General features: G+C 63.1%; 12 protein-coding genes. All 12 read left to right on the top strand.

Annotated features, from left to right (window positions below; genetic code table 11):
- Positions 1-172 precede the first annotated feature (172 nt).
- The 12 genes from scpB (at position 173) to nusB (ending at position 16,072) form a co-directional block, all read left to right on the top strand.
- Entirely contained in the window at positions 173-1,180 is a 1,008-nt protein-coding gene (scpB, locus tag AACH55_RS18685; RefSeq protein WP_338716145.1) for an SMC-Scp complex subunit ScpB, read from the top strand.
- Positions 1,167-3,185, top strand: a complete 2,019-nt coding sequence (gene rluB / locus AACH55_RS18680; RefSeq protein ID WP_338716144.1) for a 23S rRNA pseudouridine(2605) synthase RluB — start codon at positions 1,167-1,169, stop codon at positions 3,183-3,185. The genes scpB and rluB overlap by 14 nt, the downstream gene beginning before the upstream one ends.
- Positions 3,186-3,568: 383 nt before the next feature.
- Entirely contained in the window at positions 3,569-4,063 is a 495-nt protein-coding gene (rimP, locus tag AACH55_RS18675) for a ribosome maturation factor RimP (protein WP_338720348.1), read from the top strand.
- Complete coding sequence (gene nusA / locus AACH55_RS18670) at positions 4,060-5,619, top strand: transcription termination factor NusA (protein WP_139971846.1); 1,560 nt, start codon at positions 4,060-4,062, stop codon at positions 5,617-5,619. The genes rimP and nusA overlap by 4 nt, the downstream gene beginning before the upstream one ends.
- A gap of 52 nt (positions 5,620-5,671) precedes the next feature.
- Entirely contained in the window at positions 5,672-8,542 is a 2,871-nt protein-coding gene (infB, locus tag AACH55_RS18665) for a translation initiation factor IF-2 (RefSeq protein ID WP_338716143.1), read from the top strand.
- Positions 8,543-8,651: 109 nt separating this feature from the next.
- Positions 8,652-9,044 carry a 30S ribosome-binding factor RbfA gene (rbfA, locus tag AACH55_RS18660; RefSeq protein ID WP_006464329.1) on the top strand — a complete coding sequence of 131 codons (393 nt, stop codon included), beginning with the start codon at positions 8,652-8,654 and terminating at the stop codon, positions 9,042-9,044.
- A gap of 99 nt (positions 9,045-9,143) precedes the next feature.
- Complete coding sequence (gene truB / locus AACH55_RS18655) at positions 9,144-10,148, top strand: tRNA pseudouridine(55) synthase TruB (protein WP_338716142.1); 1,005 nt, start codon at positions 9,144-9,146, stop codon at positions 10,146-10,148.
- Between the two features lie 155 nt (positions 10,149-10,303).
- On the top strand, positions 10,304-12,145 hold the full coding sequence (gene typA, locus AACH55_RS18650; protein ID WP_338716141.1) for a translational GTPase TypA: 1,842 nt from the start codon (positions 10,304-10,306) through the stop codon (positions 12,143-12,145).
- A gap of 598 nt (positions 12,146-12,743) precedes the next feature.
- A complete protein-coding gene (gene dusA / locus AACH55_RS18645; protein ID WP_338716140.1) occupies positions 12,744-13,766 on the top strand; it encodes a tRNA dihydrouridine(20/20a) synthase DusA in 1,023 nt (340 codons plus the stop codon).
- A gap of 66 nt (positions 13,767-13,832) precedes the next feature.
- Entirely contained in the window at positions 13,833-14,954 is a 1,122-nt protein-coding gene (ribBA, locus tag AACH55_RS18640; protein ID WP_338716139.1) for a bifunctional 3,4-dihydroxy-2-butanone-4-phosphate synthase/GTP cyclohydrolase II, read from the top strand.
- A 56-nt stretch (positions 14,955-15,010) separates the two neighbouring features.
- Entirely contained in the window at positions 15,011-15,496 is a 486-nt protein-coding gene (gene ribH / locus AACH55_RS18635; protein WP_008331356.1) for a 6,7-dimethyl-8-ribityllumazine synthase, read from the top strand.
- A gap of 105 nt (positions 15,497-15,601) precedes the next feature.
- Positions 15,602-16,072, top strand: a complete 471-nt coding sequence (gene nusB, locus AACH55_RS18630; RefSeq protein WP_338716138.1) for a transcription antitermination factor NusB — start codon at positions 15,602-15,604, stop codon at positions 16,070-16,072.
- The last annotated feature ends 21 nt before the right edge of the window (positions 16,073-16,093 follow it).

Below are 16,093 nucleotides of genomic sequence, written 5' to 3'. Positions count from 1 at the left end.
CTCATTCAATCTCCAAATACCGGAAGGCAGCGCCGCCGCATCCAGCACCGCGCAAGACTTGCCGTACCCGGCCTGTGTCAGCTCTGGCTGCGGGCAGGCTGACTGCATCCGTGGCGCCGGAGACCCTGCGCAAGCCGAACTTTGTTAACAACAAGACGCACAAGAGTGGTACATGAATATTGCTGAGGCCAAGAAAGTCCTCGAAACTGCATTGCTTTGCACGCATGAGCCCCTGTCGATCAATGACCTGAAGAAGCTGTACGTCGATCCCGAGAGCGATGAGAGCAGCGACATCAATGCCGAGATGATCCGGCAGATGCTCGATGAGCTGCGCACCGAGTGGGCCGACAAGGGCGTGGAAGTGGTCAGCCTGTCGACCGGCTGGCGTTTCCAGAGTCGCAAGGAGATGAAGGTCTACCTGGAGCGCCTGAATCCGGAGAAACCGCCCAAGTACACCCGCGCCACGCTGGAGACGCTGGCCATCATCGCTTACCGTCAGCCGGTCACGCGCGGCGACATCGAAGAGATTCGCGGCGTGGCGGTCAATACCCAGACCATCCGCATGCTGGAAGACCGGGGCTGGATCGAATCGATCGGTCATCGCGACGTACCGGGCCGGCCGGCACTGTTTGCCACGACCCGCAAGTTCCTGGATGACCTGGGCCTGAGTTCGCTGGAAGAATTGCCGCCGCTGCAGCAGGTCAGCGGCGAAGCCGCCGCCCAGGGCGCGCTGCTGGAATTGCAGGCGCTGGAGGGAGGCGTGGCGGTCCTGGCAGGCGGGGAGCCGGGGGAGGACGAGGCAGAGGAAGCTGAAGTTGAAGCGCAAGCTGCTCAAGCCGCCGAATCTCCTCAATCCCTCGAATCCCCCGGAACCGGAGAGCCTGCGGCCGATGCTGTTGAGCCGCAAGCGCCGGCCCAGGCGGATGAGCCAGTCACCGGGCAAGATGCAGAACATACGGAATTTGCAGCCGCCGCCGGGGAAGAGCGCGCTGCAGGCAGTGAAGACGCTTCCCCAGAAGCGCAAGAACCTTTTGAGCAAGACGATGCCGTAACTGGCACAGACGCCATCGAGGCCGCCGACGAAGCGGCAGGCGAGCACAACGACACCACCGAGCGGGCCGATCAGCGGGGAAATGACGCGCGTCCGCCACATCCAGATTCGAAGAATGAAGCCAACTAGTTCCAAAGACGAGACCCAGGTCGACCTGGTCGCGGCCGATGCCGCCGCATCCGACAAGCCGGTGAAGAAGCGCACCCGCAAGCCTGCGGCCGCTGCCGCGCCGGCCGAGGCAGAAGCCGCCCCGCAAACGGTGGCTGCTGAGGCCGCGCCGAAAAAGCGTGCCACGCGCGCCAAGAAGGTCGTCGCCGACGAGGTGGCTCCGGCGCCGGTCGCGGCTGCCGAGCCCGCTCCCGAAAAGAAACCGCGTGCCACCAAGCCGCGTGCCAAGAAGGCTGATGCGGCTGCTGAAGCCCCGGCCGTGCAGGCGCCGGCCCAGATGAGCCTGGCCATGGAGCCGGCGCCCGCCGCTCCCGCCAAGCCCAAGCGCGCTGCCAAGCCAAAGGCTGCAGCGCCCGAAGTGGCCGCGCCTGCGCCCGCTCCGGCTGCACCCGAGCTGCCCAAGGTCATCGTCACCGTGGGTGAAGAAGTGGTCGCGCCGCCGGTCTTGCTGGATGCGCCGGTCGATCCCAACCGCACCAAGCCCGCCCGCCGTGGTGTGCGCGGCCCGCGTGCACTGCGCAACAACCGCGCTGCCCAGCGCGCCGCTGCTGGTGGCGCTGCCGAGGCGGCACCGGTGCACGGCAAGAGCGAGGGTGATACTGCTGCTGCCACCGAGCGCCCGCCGCGTGGCCAGTTCGGCAAGAACAATGGCCAGCCCGGCCAGCAAGGCAAGAAGAGTTTCGACAAGAACGGCAAGAAGCCCAAGGCTCCCCAACTGGGCCTGCGCTCCGAGCCGGTCGATGACATCTTCTCCTATGTGACCTCCGAGGCGTATGACCGCGACGAAGGGGCCAAGGCCGGTGGCCGCCAGCCCCATCAGATGCGCGGCAAGAATGGCCGCCGCGACCTCACCGCCGAGGACGATGCCCCCAAGCTGCACAAGGTGCTGGCTGACGCCGGCCTGGGTTCGCGTCGCGACATGGAAGAGCTGATCGTCGCCGGCCGCGTCTCGGTCAATGGCGAGCCGGCCCACATCGGCCAGCGCATCCTGCCCACCGACGCCGTGCGCATCAACGGCAAGCTGATCCAGCGCAAGGTGAGCAAGCGCCCGCCGCGCGTGCTGGTCTATCACAAGCCCTCGGGCGAGATCGTCAGCCATGCCGATCCGGAAGGTCGCAGCTCGGTATTCGACCGCCTGCCGACCATGAAGGCCGGCAAGTGGCTGGCCGTGGGGCGCCTCGACTTCAATACCGAAGGCCTGCTGCTCTTTACCACCTCCGGTGACCTGGCCAACCGCCTGATGCACCCGCGCTACAACATCGAGCGTGAATACGCCGTGCGTACCCTGGGCGAACTGGAGGAAGGCATGCGCCAGAAGCTGCTGGCGGGCGTGGAGCTCGACGATGGCCTGGCGCAGTTCTCGCGCATCGCCGACGGCGGCGGCGAGGGTGTGAACAAGTGGTATCGCGTGACCATCGGCGAAGGCCGCAACCGCGAAGTGCGCCGCATGTTCGAAGCGGTCGGCCTGACCGTTTCGCGCCTGATCCGTACCCGCTACGGGGCCATGACCCTGCCGCAAACCTTGAAGCGCGGCCGCTGGGAAGAGCTGGAAGAAAACGCCGTGCGCAACCTGATGGCGGCCTGTGGCCTGGAAAAGCAGGCCGGCGAAGCCAAGTCCGGCAGTCACGGCAATGGCGGCCACGCCGGCAAGAGCCAGAACAACGGCCCGCGCGGCAATGGCATGCAGAACAAGGGACCGCAAAAGGGCCGTCAGGGTGGCAGCTTCGGCAATGGCGGTAATGGTGGCAATGGCGGTGGCAACTATGGCAACGGTGGCAACTATGGTGGCGGCAACCGCGGTGGTCAGCCCAAGAGCCGCCAGCCAGACCCGCTGCAGACCGCGCTGGGTTTCCCGGATGCGGGCAACCAGCGTCGCGGCAATCGTCCGCAGCGCGGCGGCAATACCGCCGCCAACTTCATGCTGGGTGGTTTGCCCGGTATGAACCGCCGTCGCGGCGGCCGTTGATCTGACGCCTTGCCCGCCGGAAAGCTGGCGGGCCGGGCGCCATTGATGTGGCATTGGAGTGCTGCCTGAGTGCGCCAATGACGTTTTTTATGAACGTTTTTGGCGTTTCGATTGCAATTGACACCATTCCGGATTTGCTGTGCATACCTGAATCGGTTATAATATGTTAGTTAAACGCAACCTGCCGCGAATCGCATATGTGATAAGTCATTGAGAGATCCGCCAGCGCCATGAATGATGGAAATGCGGTGGTTCGCGTGATGTGTGATCTCGAGTTGCATGAGATAACAAAAGATGGGCAGATGCCCATTTTTTTTTTGCTGATCAATTTTGGATGTGCGCTCGCCATGATGGCAAAGCGGCATCGTGATGGAGAAATAGTCTTGCAATTGCTGGAGCTGATCGAATCCACCCTCTCGGGCCTGGGCTACGAACTGGTTGAGTTCGAGAAGGCGCCGCGCGGTCTGGTGCGCGTCTTCATCGATTTTCCGTTCGACCCCGAAGCAGAAGAAGCGCGTGCGATCACCGTCGAGGATTGCGAGAAGGCGACGCATCAGTTGCTGCACGTCTTCACCGTGGAGAACGTGCTCTATGAGCGTCTGGAAGTCTCCTCGCCCGGGCTGGACCGCCCCCTGAAGAAGTTTTCCGACTTCGTGCGTTTCGTCGATTGCGAAGCCGTGGTCAAGCTGCGCGTGCCGCTGCCCGGTACGTCCAACCGCAAGACTTATGAAGGTGTGTTGCGCGAACCTGAAGGCGAGGAACTGGTATTGGAATTTGAAGCAAACGATGGGTCGGCTGCCGTGTTGAATTTCACGCTGGCCGATGTGGATAAGGCACACCTGGTGCCGCAGGTCGATTTTAGGAGTCGCAAAGGATGAGTCGCGAAATTTTGTTGTTGGTCGATGCGCTGGCGCGCGAAAAGAACGTCGATAAGGAAGTCGTCTTCGGCGCACTGGAGCATGCGCTTGCGCAGGCTACCAAGAAGCGCTACGAAGGCGAGGTCGACATTCGCGTCTCGATCGACCGTGAAAGCGGCGAGTTCGAATCCTTCCGCCGCTGGCACGTGGTGCCCGACGAAGCCGGCCTGCAACTGCCTGACCAGGAAGTGCTGCTGTTCGAAGCCAAGGAACAGTTCCCCGATATCGAAGTCGACGAATACATCGAAGACCCGATCGAATCCGTCGAATTCGGCCGCCGCTTCGCGCAAGACACCAAGCAGGTCGTCCTGCAGCGCATCCGCGACGCCGAGCGTGAACAGATCCTGGCCGATTTCCTGGCCCGTGGCGATGCCCTGGTGACCGGCACCATCAAGCGCATGGAGCGTGGTGACGCCATCATCGAGTCCGGCAAGATCGAAGCCCGCCTGCCACGCGACCAGATGATCCCCAAGGAAAACCTGCGCATCGGCGACCGCGTGCGTGCCTACATCCTGCGCGTGGACCGCAGTGCCCGTGGCCCGCAGGTGATCCTGTCGCGCACTGCGCCGGAATTCATCATGAAGCTGTTCGAGCTGGAAGTGCCGGAAATCGAACAAGGTTCGCTGGAAATCAAGTCGGCTGCCCGTGACCCGGGTGTGCGCGCCAAGATCGCCGTCTACACCGCCGACAAGCGCATCGACCCCATCGGTACCTGTGTGGGCATGCGCGGTTCGCGCGTTCAGGCCGTCACCGGTGAGCTGGGCGGCGAGCGCGTGGACATCGTGCTGTGGTCCGAAGACCCGGCGCAGTTCGTCATCGGCGCACTGGCCCCGGCCAACGTCACCTCCATCGTCGTCGATGAAGAAAAGCACGCCATGGATGTGGTGGTGGATGAAGAAAACCTCGCCATCGCCATCGGCCGTGGCGGCCAGAACGTGCGCCTGGCAGCCGAGCTGACCCGCTGGCAGATCAACATCATGACGGCCGAGGAATCGGCCGACAAGTCGGCGGCCGAGACCGCGCTGATCCGTACGCTGTTCATGGAAAAGCTCGATGTTGACCAGGAAGTGGCCGACATCCTGGTCGAGGAAGGCTTCTCGACCCTGGAAGAAATCGCCTACGTGCCGATCAACGAGATGCTCGAGATCGAATCGTTCGACGAAGAGACCGTCAATGAGCTGCGCAACCGCGCCCGCGACGCCCTGGTGACCGAAGCGATCGCCTCCGAAGAAGGCCTGGAAGGCATGGATGAGGAGCTGATCAACTTCGAAGGCCTGGACCGTGTGCTGGCCGGCAAGCTGGGCCTGGCTGGCGTGAAGACGCTGCCGGCCTTCGCCGGCCTGGCTTATGACGAATTCGGCGCGATCCTGGCCCTGCCTTCCGAGCGCGCGCGCCAACTGATTGAAAATGCATTTGAAGATGTGACCGACGATGAAATGAAGCTCATCGATTCCAAATACGATGAGCGCGCCAAGGCCCTGCAGGCCAAGGCATGGAGCGCAGTCGAAGGCCGCTGAGAAGCGGAGCGTCTCCACATCATCTGCCGAGCCACATAGAAAAGAGGACTGAATGGCGAGTAACAACGTTGCCCAATTTGCCACCGAGCTTAAGATGCCTGCTGACCTGCTGCTGACCCAGCTGCGTTCGGCCGGCGTCGAGAAGAGCTCTGCATCCGATTCCCTGTCGAAGGAAGACAAGGACCGCCTGCTTGAACACCTGCGCCGTTCGCGCGGGGCCGCGCCGGAAGGCGAGAAGAAAAAGATCACGCTGACCCGCAAGGAAACCACCGAGATCAAGCAGGCCGATGCAACCGGCAAATCGCGCACGATCCAGGTGGAAGTGCGCAAGAAGCGCACCTTCATCAAGCGTGACGAGCCCGGCGTGGAAGAGACCGCAGCACGTGCTGCGGCGCCTCAGCGCGACCCGGCCATCGAAGCGCAGGAACGTGAGCAGGAAGAGGCTCGCCGTCAGGCCGAACTGAAGGCCCAGCAAGAACGCCTGGCCCAGCTGGAGGCTGAACGCGCCGCCCAGGCCAAGGCTGCCGAACTGGAACAGCAGCGTGCCCGCGAAGAAGCCGAAGCCGAAGCCAAGCGCCAGGCCGCTGAAGCCGCCGCCGCGGCTGCCGAAGCCGAAAAGGCCAAGGCCGCTGCCGCTGCTGCACCGGCTGCTGCTGCCGCACCCGCCCCGGCCGTCGATCCGGCTGCGGAAGAAAAGAAGCGCGCTGCTGCCGAAGAAGCGAAGAAAAAGGCCGAAGCTGCCGCCAAGGAAGCCGCCGACCGTGCTGCCGCCGCCGACCGTGCGCGCAAGGCCGTGGAAGACGAAGTGGCCCAGATCAAGGCCATGATGAATGCGCCGCGTCGCGTCATCAAGGCACCGGAACCCGCACCGGCCCCGGCCAAGACCTCGGAAGGCACGCTGCACAAGCCGGCCACCGCTGCCAAGCCGGGCGAAAAGAAGGATGACAAGAAGCCCGCCGTGGCCGCAGACAAGAAGTCGATCAAGTCGGCCAATGTCTCCTCCACCTGGCAGGACGATGCCAAGAAGCGTGGTGCCGGCGGCATGAAGTCGCGTGGCGCCACCGGTGGCGGCGGACGTGACGGCTGGCGTGCCGGCCCCAAGGGCCGCCGTCACTCGCATGGCGACGACCAGCGCGAAAGCAACTTCCAGGTGCCCACCGAAGCCGTGGTGCACGATGTCTACGTGCCCGAAACCATCACCGTGGCCGAAGTGGCCCACAAGATGGCGGTCAAGGCTTCCGAAGTCATCAAGCACCTGATGAAGCTGGGCCAGATGGTCACCATCAACCAGGTGCTGGACCAGGAAACCGCGATGATCGTGGTGGAAGAAATGGGCCACCGCGCCCATGCCGCCAAGCTGGACGATCCGGAAGCCCTGCTGGTCGAAGGCGAAGAACACGCCGACGCCGAAGCCACCCCGCGTGCCCCGGTGGTCACCGTCATGGGTCACGTCGACCACGGCAAGACCTCGCTGCTGGACTACATCCGCCGCACCAAGGTGGCCTCGGGTGAAGCCGGCGGCATTACCCAGCACATTGGTGCCTACCACGTGGAAACCCCGCGCGGCATGATCACCTTCCTGGATACCCCGGGCCACGAGGCGTTTACCGCCATGCGTGCCCGCGGTGCCAAGGCAACCGACATCGTGATCCTGGTGGTGGCCGCCGACGACGGCGTGATGCCTCAGACCAAGGAAGCGATTGCCCACGCCAAGGCCGGCGGTGTACCGCTGGTGGTGGCGATCAACAAGATCGACAAGCCGGGTGCCAACCCTGATCGCGTCAAGCAGGAACTGATCGCCGAAGAAGTGGTGCCGGAAGAATACGGTGGCGACGCCCCGTTCATCCCCGTCTCCGCCAAGACCGGCGAAGGCATCGACTCGCTGCTGGAAAACGTCCTGCTGCAAGCCGAAGTGCTGGAACTGAAGGCGCCGGTCGATGTGCCGGCCCGAGGCCTGGTGATCGAAGCCAAGCTGGACAAGGGCCGCGGCCCGGTGGCCACGATCCTGGTGCAGTCCGGTACCTTGAAGCGCGGCGACGTCGTGCTGGCCGGTTCGGCCTACGGCCGTGTGCGTGCGATGCTGGACGAAAACGGCAAGAACATCGCCGAGGCCGGCCCGTCGCTGCCGGTGGAAATCCAGGGCCTGACCGAAGTGCCCTCCGCCGGTGAAGAAGTGGTGGTCATGACCGACGAGCGCAAGGCGCGCGAAATCGGCCTGTTCCGCCAGGGCAAGTTCCGCGACGTGAAGCTGGCCAAGCAACAGGCCGCCAAGCTGGAAAACATGTTCGACCAGATGACCGAAGGCGAGGTCAAGAACCTGCCGATGATCATCAAGACCGACGTGCAAGGTTCCCAGGAAGCCCTGGTGCAGTCGCTGCAGAAGCTGTCGACGGCCGAAGTGCGCGTCCAGGTGGTGCACGCTGCCGTGGGCGGCATCAGCGAAAACGACGTCAACCTGGCCGTCGCTTCGAAGGCCGTCATCATCGGCTTCAACACCCGTGCCGATGCGTCGGCCCGCAAGCTGGCCGAAGCCGCTGGCGTGGACATCCGTTACTACAACATCATCTATGATGCGGTGGACGAGGTGAAGGCCGCGATGTCGGGCATGCTATCGCCGGAGAAGCGCGAACAGGCGCTGGGCCTGGTGGAAATCCGCCAGGTGTTCGTGGTCAGCAAGATCGGTTCGATCGCCGGCTGCTACGTGCTCGAAGGTCTGGTCAAGCGTGGCTCGCAAGTACGCCTGCTGCGCAACAACGTGGTGGTGTGGACCGGCGAACTGGACTCGCTCAAGCGCTTCAAGGACGACGTCAAGGAAGTCAAGTCGGGCTTCGAGTGCGGCCTGTCCCTCAAGGGCTACAACGACATCGAAGTGGGCGATCAGCTCGAAATCTTCGAAGTCCAGGAAGTCGCCCGTACCCTGTAATGCAATACGCCGGCGTATCGTTCGCGATGCGCCGGCTTCACTGGCAAGATCCGTCGCAGCAACGCGGGAATCCTCCCGCCACGCCCCCGGCGGATTGTTTTTTTAAAGCATGGCAAAACACAGCAAATCCATTCCCGGACGCGGCTTGCGCGTCGCCGACCAGATCCAGCGCGATCTGTCGGAGTTGATCGCCTTCGAGCTGAAGGATCCGCGGGTGGGCATGATCACCATTACCGAAGTGCAGGTCACGCCGGACTACGCGCACGCCAAGGTCTTCTTCACCACGCTGGTGGACAATCCTGACGCGATCAAGAACACCCTGGCCGGCCTGCGCAAGGCGGGCGGTTACCTGCGCACCCAGCTGGGCCGCAGGCTGACCATCCACACCCTGCCGGAACTGCATTTCGTGCATGACAACTCGACCGCACGCGGCATTGAAATGTCGCGCCTGATCGACGAAGCCAACGCCACCCGCGCCAAGGATTCGGACGACGAGGCTTGAAGACGGGCGCTTCTTTTCCCGTCGCATTGCAGTTTTCTTCATACTTTTCATACCGGTCTGCGTTTCCCTTCAACGGGGCGTGGGCCGGTCTTGCATTTCATGGCCGACGATACGACGGCGGATACCGTGTCCGCTTCTCCCGAAACTCCGCAACCGCGCGTCAAGCGCGGCCAACAGGCGCGTCCGCCACGTCCTCCGCGCGTGCCGGTGCATGGCGTCCTGTTGCTGGACAAGCCGGTCGGCCTGTCTTCCAACGACGCCCTGATCCGCGCCAAGCGCATGCTCAACGCGCCCAAGGCGGGGCACACCGGCACGCTGGACCCGTTTGCCACGGGCCTGTTGCCGCTGTGCTTCGGCGAGGCCACCAAGTTCTCGCAAGACCTGCTGGAAGCTGACAAGACCTACGAAGCCCTGGTCCACCTGGGCGTGCGTACCGACACCGGCGACACCGAAGGCCAGGTCATCAGCGAGCGCCCCGTCGAGGCCAGCCTGGAGCAGATCGAAGCCGCGCTGGCGCAATTCCGCGGCCCCATCAGCCAGGTGCCGCCCATGCACTCGGCCCTCAAGCGCGACGGCAAGCCGCTCTACGAATACGCCCGCGCCGGCATCACGCTGGAACGCGAAGCCCGCAACGTCACCATCCACGCCCTGGAACTGCTGGACTACCAGGCCCCCATGCTGCGCATCCGCGTGATTTGCAGCAAAGGGACATATATCCGCGTGCTAGGTGAAGATATTGGCGAAGTACTTGGCTGCGGAGCCCACCTCAATGCCCTGAGACGCACCGGGGTCGGCGCTCTCACGCTGGACGGTGCGGTCACCCTGGAGACCTTCGACGCCGCCGGCGAACTGGAAGCCCGCAAGGCCCTGCTGCTGCCGGTGGACGGCCTCTTGCGGACCTTCCCGGCGGTGCAGCTCAGCGATGAGCTGGCGCGCCGCTTCCTGCACGGCCAGCGCCTGCCGCTGGGCAAGGAAGGCGTGGCGGTGCCGGAGCAGACCGGCCGCGTGCGCGTTTATCGCAGTTCGGACGCCGCCCTGCTGGGCACCGGACTGTTGCAGGAATACGCCATCCTGGCCCCCGAAAGGCTGGTGTCCACCGCCTGAGGACAGATAGCGTCAAAGCGGCTTGCGGCGCGACTTCCGGAGGAGCCCGGAAGCAGCGGCAAGCCGTTGAAAACACAGGTTTTTCCAAAGTTCATGCGTCGCAACATGCTATAATGCGCGCCTCCCGAGATTCGGCATTCCCAACCACATTCACCATGTCAAACAATATCCGCGCAATTCGCAACATCGCCATCATCGCCCACGTTGACCACGGCAAGACCACCCTGGTGGACCAGCTGCTGCGCCAGTCCGGCACCTTCCGCGACAACCAGCAAGTGGACAACCGCGTGATGGACTCCAACGACATCGAAAAGGAACGCGGCATCACCATCCTGTCGAAGAACTGCGCGGTGGAATACAAGGGCACCCACATCAACATCGTCGACACCCCGGGCCACGCCGACTTCGGCGGTGAGGTCGAGCGCGTGCTGTCGATGGTGGACTCGGTGCTGCTGCTGGTGGATGCACAGGAAGGCCCGATGCCGCAGACCCGCTTCGTGACCCGCAAGGCGCTGGCCCTGGGCCTGAAGCCCATCGTGGTCCTGAACAAGATCGACCGTCCGGGCGCACGCGCCGAGTGGGCCATCAACGCCACCTTCGAACTGTTCGACAAGCTGGGCGCCACCGAAGAACAGCTGGACTTCCCCGTGATCTACGCTTCGGGCCTGAACGGCTACGCCAGCCTGGATCCGGAAGCGCGCGAGGGCAACATGGAGCCGCTGTTCGACGCCATCCTGAAGTACGTCCCGGCCCGCAAGGATGACCCGGACGCACCGCTGCAACTGCAGATCACCTCGCTGGAATACTCTTCCTACGTCGGCAAGATCGGCGTGGGCCGCATCCTGGCCGGCCGCGTCAAGGGCGGTCAGGACGTGGTGTGGATGAATGGTCCGGACGACAAGCCGACCAAGGCCCGCATCAACCAGGTGCTGACCTTCAAGGGCCTGGAGCGCGTGCTGGTCGATGAAGCCCTGGCTGGCGACATCGTGCTGATCAACGGTATCGAGGAAATCGGCATCGGCTCCACCATCTGCTCCCCGGACGCGCCCAACGGCCTGCCGATGCTGAAGGTGGACGAACCGACCCTGACCATGAACTTCATGGTCAACACCTCGCCGCTGGCCGGCCGCGAAGGCAAGTTCGTCACCACCCGCCAGATCCGCGACCGTCTGGAAAAGGAACTGAAGTCCAACATGGCCCTGCGCGTGGTGCAGGCCGAGAACGACGACTCGACCTACGAAGTGTCGGGCCGTGGTGAATTGCACCTGACCATCCTGATCGAAAACATGCGTCGCGAAGGCTTCGAACTGGCCGTCTCGCGTCCGCGCGTGGTGTTCCGCATGGTCAACGGCGTGCGCGAAGAGCCCTACGAAAACCTGACCGTGGACGTCGAAGAAACCCACCAGGGCGGCGTCATGGAAGAACTGGGCCGTCGTCGTGGCGACCTGCAGAACATGGAACCGGACGGCAAGGGCCGTGTGCGCCTGGAATACCACATCCCGGCCCGTGGCCTGATCGGTTTCCAGGGTGAATTCATGACCCTGACCCGCGGTACCGGCCTGATGAGCCACGTCTTCGACGACTACAAGCCGGTCGACACCACCAAGGGCGAACTGGCCGGCCGTCGCAACGGCGTGCTGATCTCCCAGGACGACGGCGCTGCCGTGGCCTACGCACTGTGGAAGCTGCAGGATCGCGGCCGCATGTTCGTCAGCCACAACGACCCGGTGTATGAAGGCATGATCATCGGCATCCACTCGCGTGACAACGACCTGGTGGTCAACCCGATCAAGGGCAAGCAGCTGACCAACGTGCGCGCTTCCGGCACCGACGAAGCCGTGCGCCTGGTGCCGCCGATCGAACTGTCGCTGGAATACGCGGTGGAATTCATCGAGGACGACGAGCTGGTTGAAGTGACGCCGAAGAGCATCCGCCTGCGCAAGCGTTACCTGAAGGAACACGAGCGCAAGAAGGCATCGCGCGAAGAATCCATCTGAATCGAATAGCGGGGAAGGCAGTTCCGGCTGGGGCTGCCTGTTGTGAGGTTGGGGTGTGGCAGGCTGGTCTGGTGCTGATATGGGTTTTGTGAATAACTGATATCAGCATAAAAAAGCAGACAGTCATGATGCAGTGCCATATAGTTACACCTGTCTCCTCCAATTTCCTCCTAAAGAATTGGATTCAAGCCCGCAACTTCGGTTGTGGGCTTTTTTTTTGTCATTCAGCCCGAAGTCGCGCTGCTGTTGGTTTCCGCGCCTGCCGGACAGGTGCCATGTGAAAGTCTTTACTTCCGTTTATCGTTGCGTGAGATGAACGTTTGTCCAAAATAGTTTGTACTGCGCTGTTTTTGTGCATTGCGAAATGACGGCTGCCGGATTGTGGTGCAAAATCGTGTCCGCTGTACGAAAAATCCTATCTCGAAGAGGATAGAGGGGACACCAGCCCGCAACGCGCAAGCCTTGCGGGCTTTCTATTTGCTGCAGCGGCTGATCCGGGGTGCTAAAACGGGCAAATGAAGGTTTGTTCATCGCCGGCGCTTGTTGTCTGGTTTTCCGGCATCCCGTCCAGAAATTTAATGAAGCATTTCGTCAGTTTATGAAGAAATCCCTGCCTGCGCGTACCTTGTCGGTCGCCCCGATGATGGACTGGACCGACCGCCACTGCCGCGTCTTCCATCGCCAGATCACGCGCCACACCTGGCTCTACACCGAGATGGTCACCACCGGTGCGCTGCTGCATGGCGACGTGCCGCGTCACCTGGATTTTGATGAGCAGGAACACCCGGTCGCCCTGCAACTGGGCGGCAGCGAGCCGGCCGACCTCGCTCACAGCGCGAAGCTGGGCGAGCAGTGGGGCTATGACGAGATCAACCTGAACTGCGGGTGTCCCTCCGAGCGCGTCCAGAAGGGCGCTTTCGGCGCTTGCCTGATGGGCGAACCGGCGCTGGTGGCCGATTGCGTCAAGGCCATGCGCGATGCGGTGTCCATCGATGTGACCGTGAAGCACCGCATCGGTATCGATAACGTGCAATCCTATGATTTCGTGCGTGATTTCGTCGGCCAGATCGCCGAGGCCGGCTGCAAGACCTTCATCGTCCACGCCCGCAATGCCATCCTCAAGGGCCTGAGCCCCAAGGAAAACCGCGAAATCCCGCCGCTGAAATACCACTACGCCTATCAACTGAAGCAGGATTTTCCTGACCTGGAAATCCTCATCAACGGCGGTATCAAGACGCTGCCCGAGATCGACGAGCATCTGAAGCATGTGGATGGCGTCATGCTCGGCCGCGAGGCCTATCACAACCCCTACCTGATGGCCAGTTTCGACGCCCGCTACTATGGCGATCTGGAGGGCGGCCGCCAGCCCAGCCGGGCTGAGGTGATCGAGGCCATGTTGCCCTATATCAAGCGCCAGCTGGAATTGCATGGCGACAATGGCCGCGGCCTGCGCCTCAACAGCATCACCCGCCATATGCTGGGCCTTTTGACCGGCATGCCCGGTGCGCGTGCCTTCCGGCAAACCTTGTCGGATTCCAAACGGCTGGCGCTGGGGGATCCGGCGCTGCTGGTGGAAGCCTTGCAACGTACCCAGGCCGCACAGGCTGCGCAAATGGCGTAATTGGTCAGCGGAGCAGGCCCGCAATCCTTTAAAATAGCGGGTTCCAATTGGGAAAAGAGCGTGAACATGCCACTTGCTACAACCGAAGAAATCGTCGCCGAACTCCGTGCCGGACGCATGGTGATCCTGGTCGACGAAGAAGACCGTGAAAACGAAGGCGACCTGGTGCTGGCCACCGACTTCGTGACGCCCGAAGCCATCAATTTCATGGTCACGCATGCGCGCGGCCTGGTCTGCCTGACCCTTACCGAAGAGCACGTCGACCAGCTCGACCTGCCGCTCATGGCCACCCGCAACGGTACGGCCTATGGCACCAATTTCACCGTCTCCATCGAAGCCGCCGAAGGCGTGACCACCGGGATCTCCGCCGCCGACCGCGCGCGTACCATCCAGGTGGCCGCCTCCAAGGGCGCCAAGCCCTCCGACCTGGTGCAGCCGGGCCACATCTTCCCGCTGCGTGCGCAGAAGGGCGGGGTGCTCATGCGCGCCGGTCACACCGAAGCCGGTTGCGACCTGACCGCCATGGCCGGACTCACCCCCGCCTCGGTGATCTGCGAAATCCTGAAGGAAGACGGCACCATGGCGCGTCTGCCGGACCTGCTGGAGTTTGCTGAAAAGCACAAGCTGAAGATCGGTACCATCGCCGACCTGATCCACTACCGCAGCCGCAACGAAAGCATCATCGAACGCGTGGCCGAGCGCCAGATGCAGACCGCCCACGGCAGCTTCAAGGCGATTGCCTATCGCGATACGCCCTCGGGCGGCGCGCACCTGGCGCTGGTACACGGCGACGTCCAGCCCGGCCGCGAAACCCTGGTGCGCGTGCACCAGCCGGTCTCCATCCTGGATCTGCTGGAAGCTGGCGTCACCACTCACTCCTGGAACCTGGCTGCGGCGATGCAGGCGGTGCAGGCAGCCGAATCCGGCGTGATCGTGCTGCTCAATTGTGAAGAATCGGCGCAGCAGATGTTCGACCAGTTCGGCGCGCTCAACAAGGTGGGCACGCCCGCCGCGGCCAAGCCTTCCCGCGCCGAACGCATGGACCTGCGCACCTACGGTATCGGCGCGCAGATCCTGAAGGATCTGGGCGTGTGCAAGATGAAGCTCCTGGCCAGCCCGCGCAAGATGCCCTCGATGACCGGCTTCCAGCTGGAAGTCACCGGTTACCAGGCGCGCGAGGGCGCTTGAGCGTCCCGCCGACGTATGAAGAATTACGCAAGTCAACCTATCAAGAAGGAAAAGCCATGACCATCGGAACCTATGAACCAGACCTCAATGGCGAAAGCTTGCGCATCGGTATCGTCCAGGCGCGCTTCAACGAAGACGTCTGCCACGGCCTGCTGGCGTCCTGCCTGGCCGAACTGAAGCACCTGGGCGTGGCCGACGAGGATATCCTGCACGTGACCGTGCCGGGTGCCCTGGAAATCCCGCTGGCGCTGCAGAAGATGGCCGAGACCGAGCAGTTCGATGCCCTCATCGCGCTGGGCGCCGTCATCCGTGGCGAGACCTATCACTTCGAACTGGTCTCCAATGAATCCGGGGCCGGCATCACCCGCATCGGTCTGGATTTCGGCCTGCCCATCGCCAACGCCGTGCTGACCACCGAAAACGACGAGCAAGCCGAAGTCCGCATGGCCGAGAAGGGCGCCGATGCGGCGCGCGTGGCAGTGGAAATGGCCAACCTGTCGATCGTGCTGGAAGAACTCGGCCAGGCCACCGAAGAAGAATAATTCACCGGCAGCGGCGGGGCATGCGTCCTGCCGCCCGCCTCGTCGGCCTGTACCGACACTCGCATTCATTTGTTTCAGTTATCCAAGGCCCCGGCCGCATTCATCATGTCGAACAAAACTCAACACGCCAATTCGAACAAGAACCGCACCCCGCGCCACCGCGCGCGCGAGTTCGCGTTGCAGGGCTTGTACCAGTGGCTGCTCAACCACGAGGACGCGGGCGCCATCGAAGCCCACATCCGCGAAGCCCACGGTTTCGACAAGGCCGACGCCGAACACTTCGATACCCTGCTCACCGGTGCCATCCGCGACGCCGAGAAGCTGCGCGCAGGCCTGGCGCCGCTGATCGACCGTCCGCTCAAGGAGCTTTCGCCGGTGGAGCACGCAGCCCTGCTCATTGGTGCTTACGAGCTGCAGAACCATATCGAGATTCCCTACAAGGTGGTCATCAACGAGGCCGTTGAACTGACCAAATCCTTTGGCGGTATCGATGGTCACAAGTACGTCAACGGCGTGCTGGATCGTTTCGCCGCCCAGGCCCGCGCCACCGAAGTGGAAGCGGCCGGCCGCCGCTGAGCCACTGCCGGCGGCTCTATC

The sequence above is a fragment of the Herbaspirillum sp. DW155 genome (assembly GCF_037076565.1).
Taxonomy (GTDB): domain Bacteria; phylum Pseudomonadota; class Gammaproteobacteria; order Burkholderiales; family Burkholderiaceae_D; genus Herbaspirillum.
The sequence above is the reverse complement of the archived record's forward strand: the minus strand, read 5'-3'. Positions and strand labels throughout refer to the sequence as shown.

Excerpts from the sequence above, each read along its gene's own strand:
- scpB (WP_338716145.1), top strand. The coding sequence starts at position 173 with ATGAATATTGCTGAGGCCAAGAAAGTCCTCGAAACTGCATTGCTTTGC.
- rluB (WP_338716144.1), top strand. The coding sequence starts at position 1,167 with ATGAAGCCAACTAGTTCCAAAGACGAGACCCAGGTCGACCTGGTCGCG.
- nusA (WP_139971846.1), top strand. The coding sequence starts at position 4,060 with ATGAGTCGCGAAATTTTGTTGTTGGTCGATGCGCTGGCGCGCGAAAAG.
- infB (WP_338716143.1), top strand. The coding sequence starts at position 5,672 with ATGGCGAGTAACAACGTTGCCCAATTTGCCACCGAGCTTAAGATGCCT.
- rbfA (WP_006464329.1), top strand. The coding sequence starts at position 8,652 with ATGGCAAAACACAGCAAATCCATTCCCGGACGCGGCTTGCGCGTCGCC.
- truB (WP_338716142.1), top strand. The coding sequence starts at position 9,144 with ATGGCCGACGATACGACGGCGGATACCGTGTCCGCTTCTCCCGAAACT.
- typA (WP_338716141.1), top strand. The coding sequence starts at position 10,304 with ATGTCAAACAATATCCGCGCAATTCGCAACATCGCCATCATCGCCCAC.
- dusA (WP_338716140.1), top strand. The coding sequence starts at position 12,744 with ATGAAGAAATCCCTGCCTGCGCGTACCTTGTCGGTCGCCCCGATGATG.
- ribBA (WP_338716139.1), top strand. The coding sequence starts at position 13,833 with ATGCCACTTGCTACAACCGAAGAAATCGTCGCCGAACTCCGTGCCGGA.
- ribH (WP_008331356.1), top strand. The coding sequence starts at position 15,011 with ATGACCATCGGAACCTATGAACCAGACCTCAATGGCGAAAGCTTGCGC.
- nusB (WP_338716138.1), top strand. The coding sequence starts at position 15,602 with ATGTCGAACAAAACTCAACACGCCAATTCGAACAAGAACCGCACCCCG.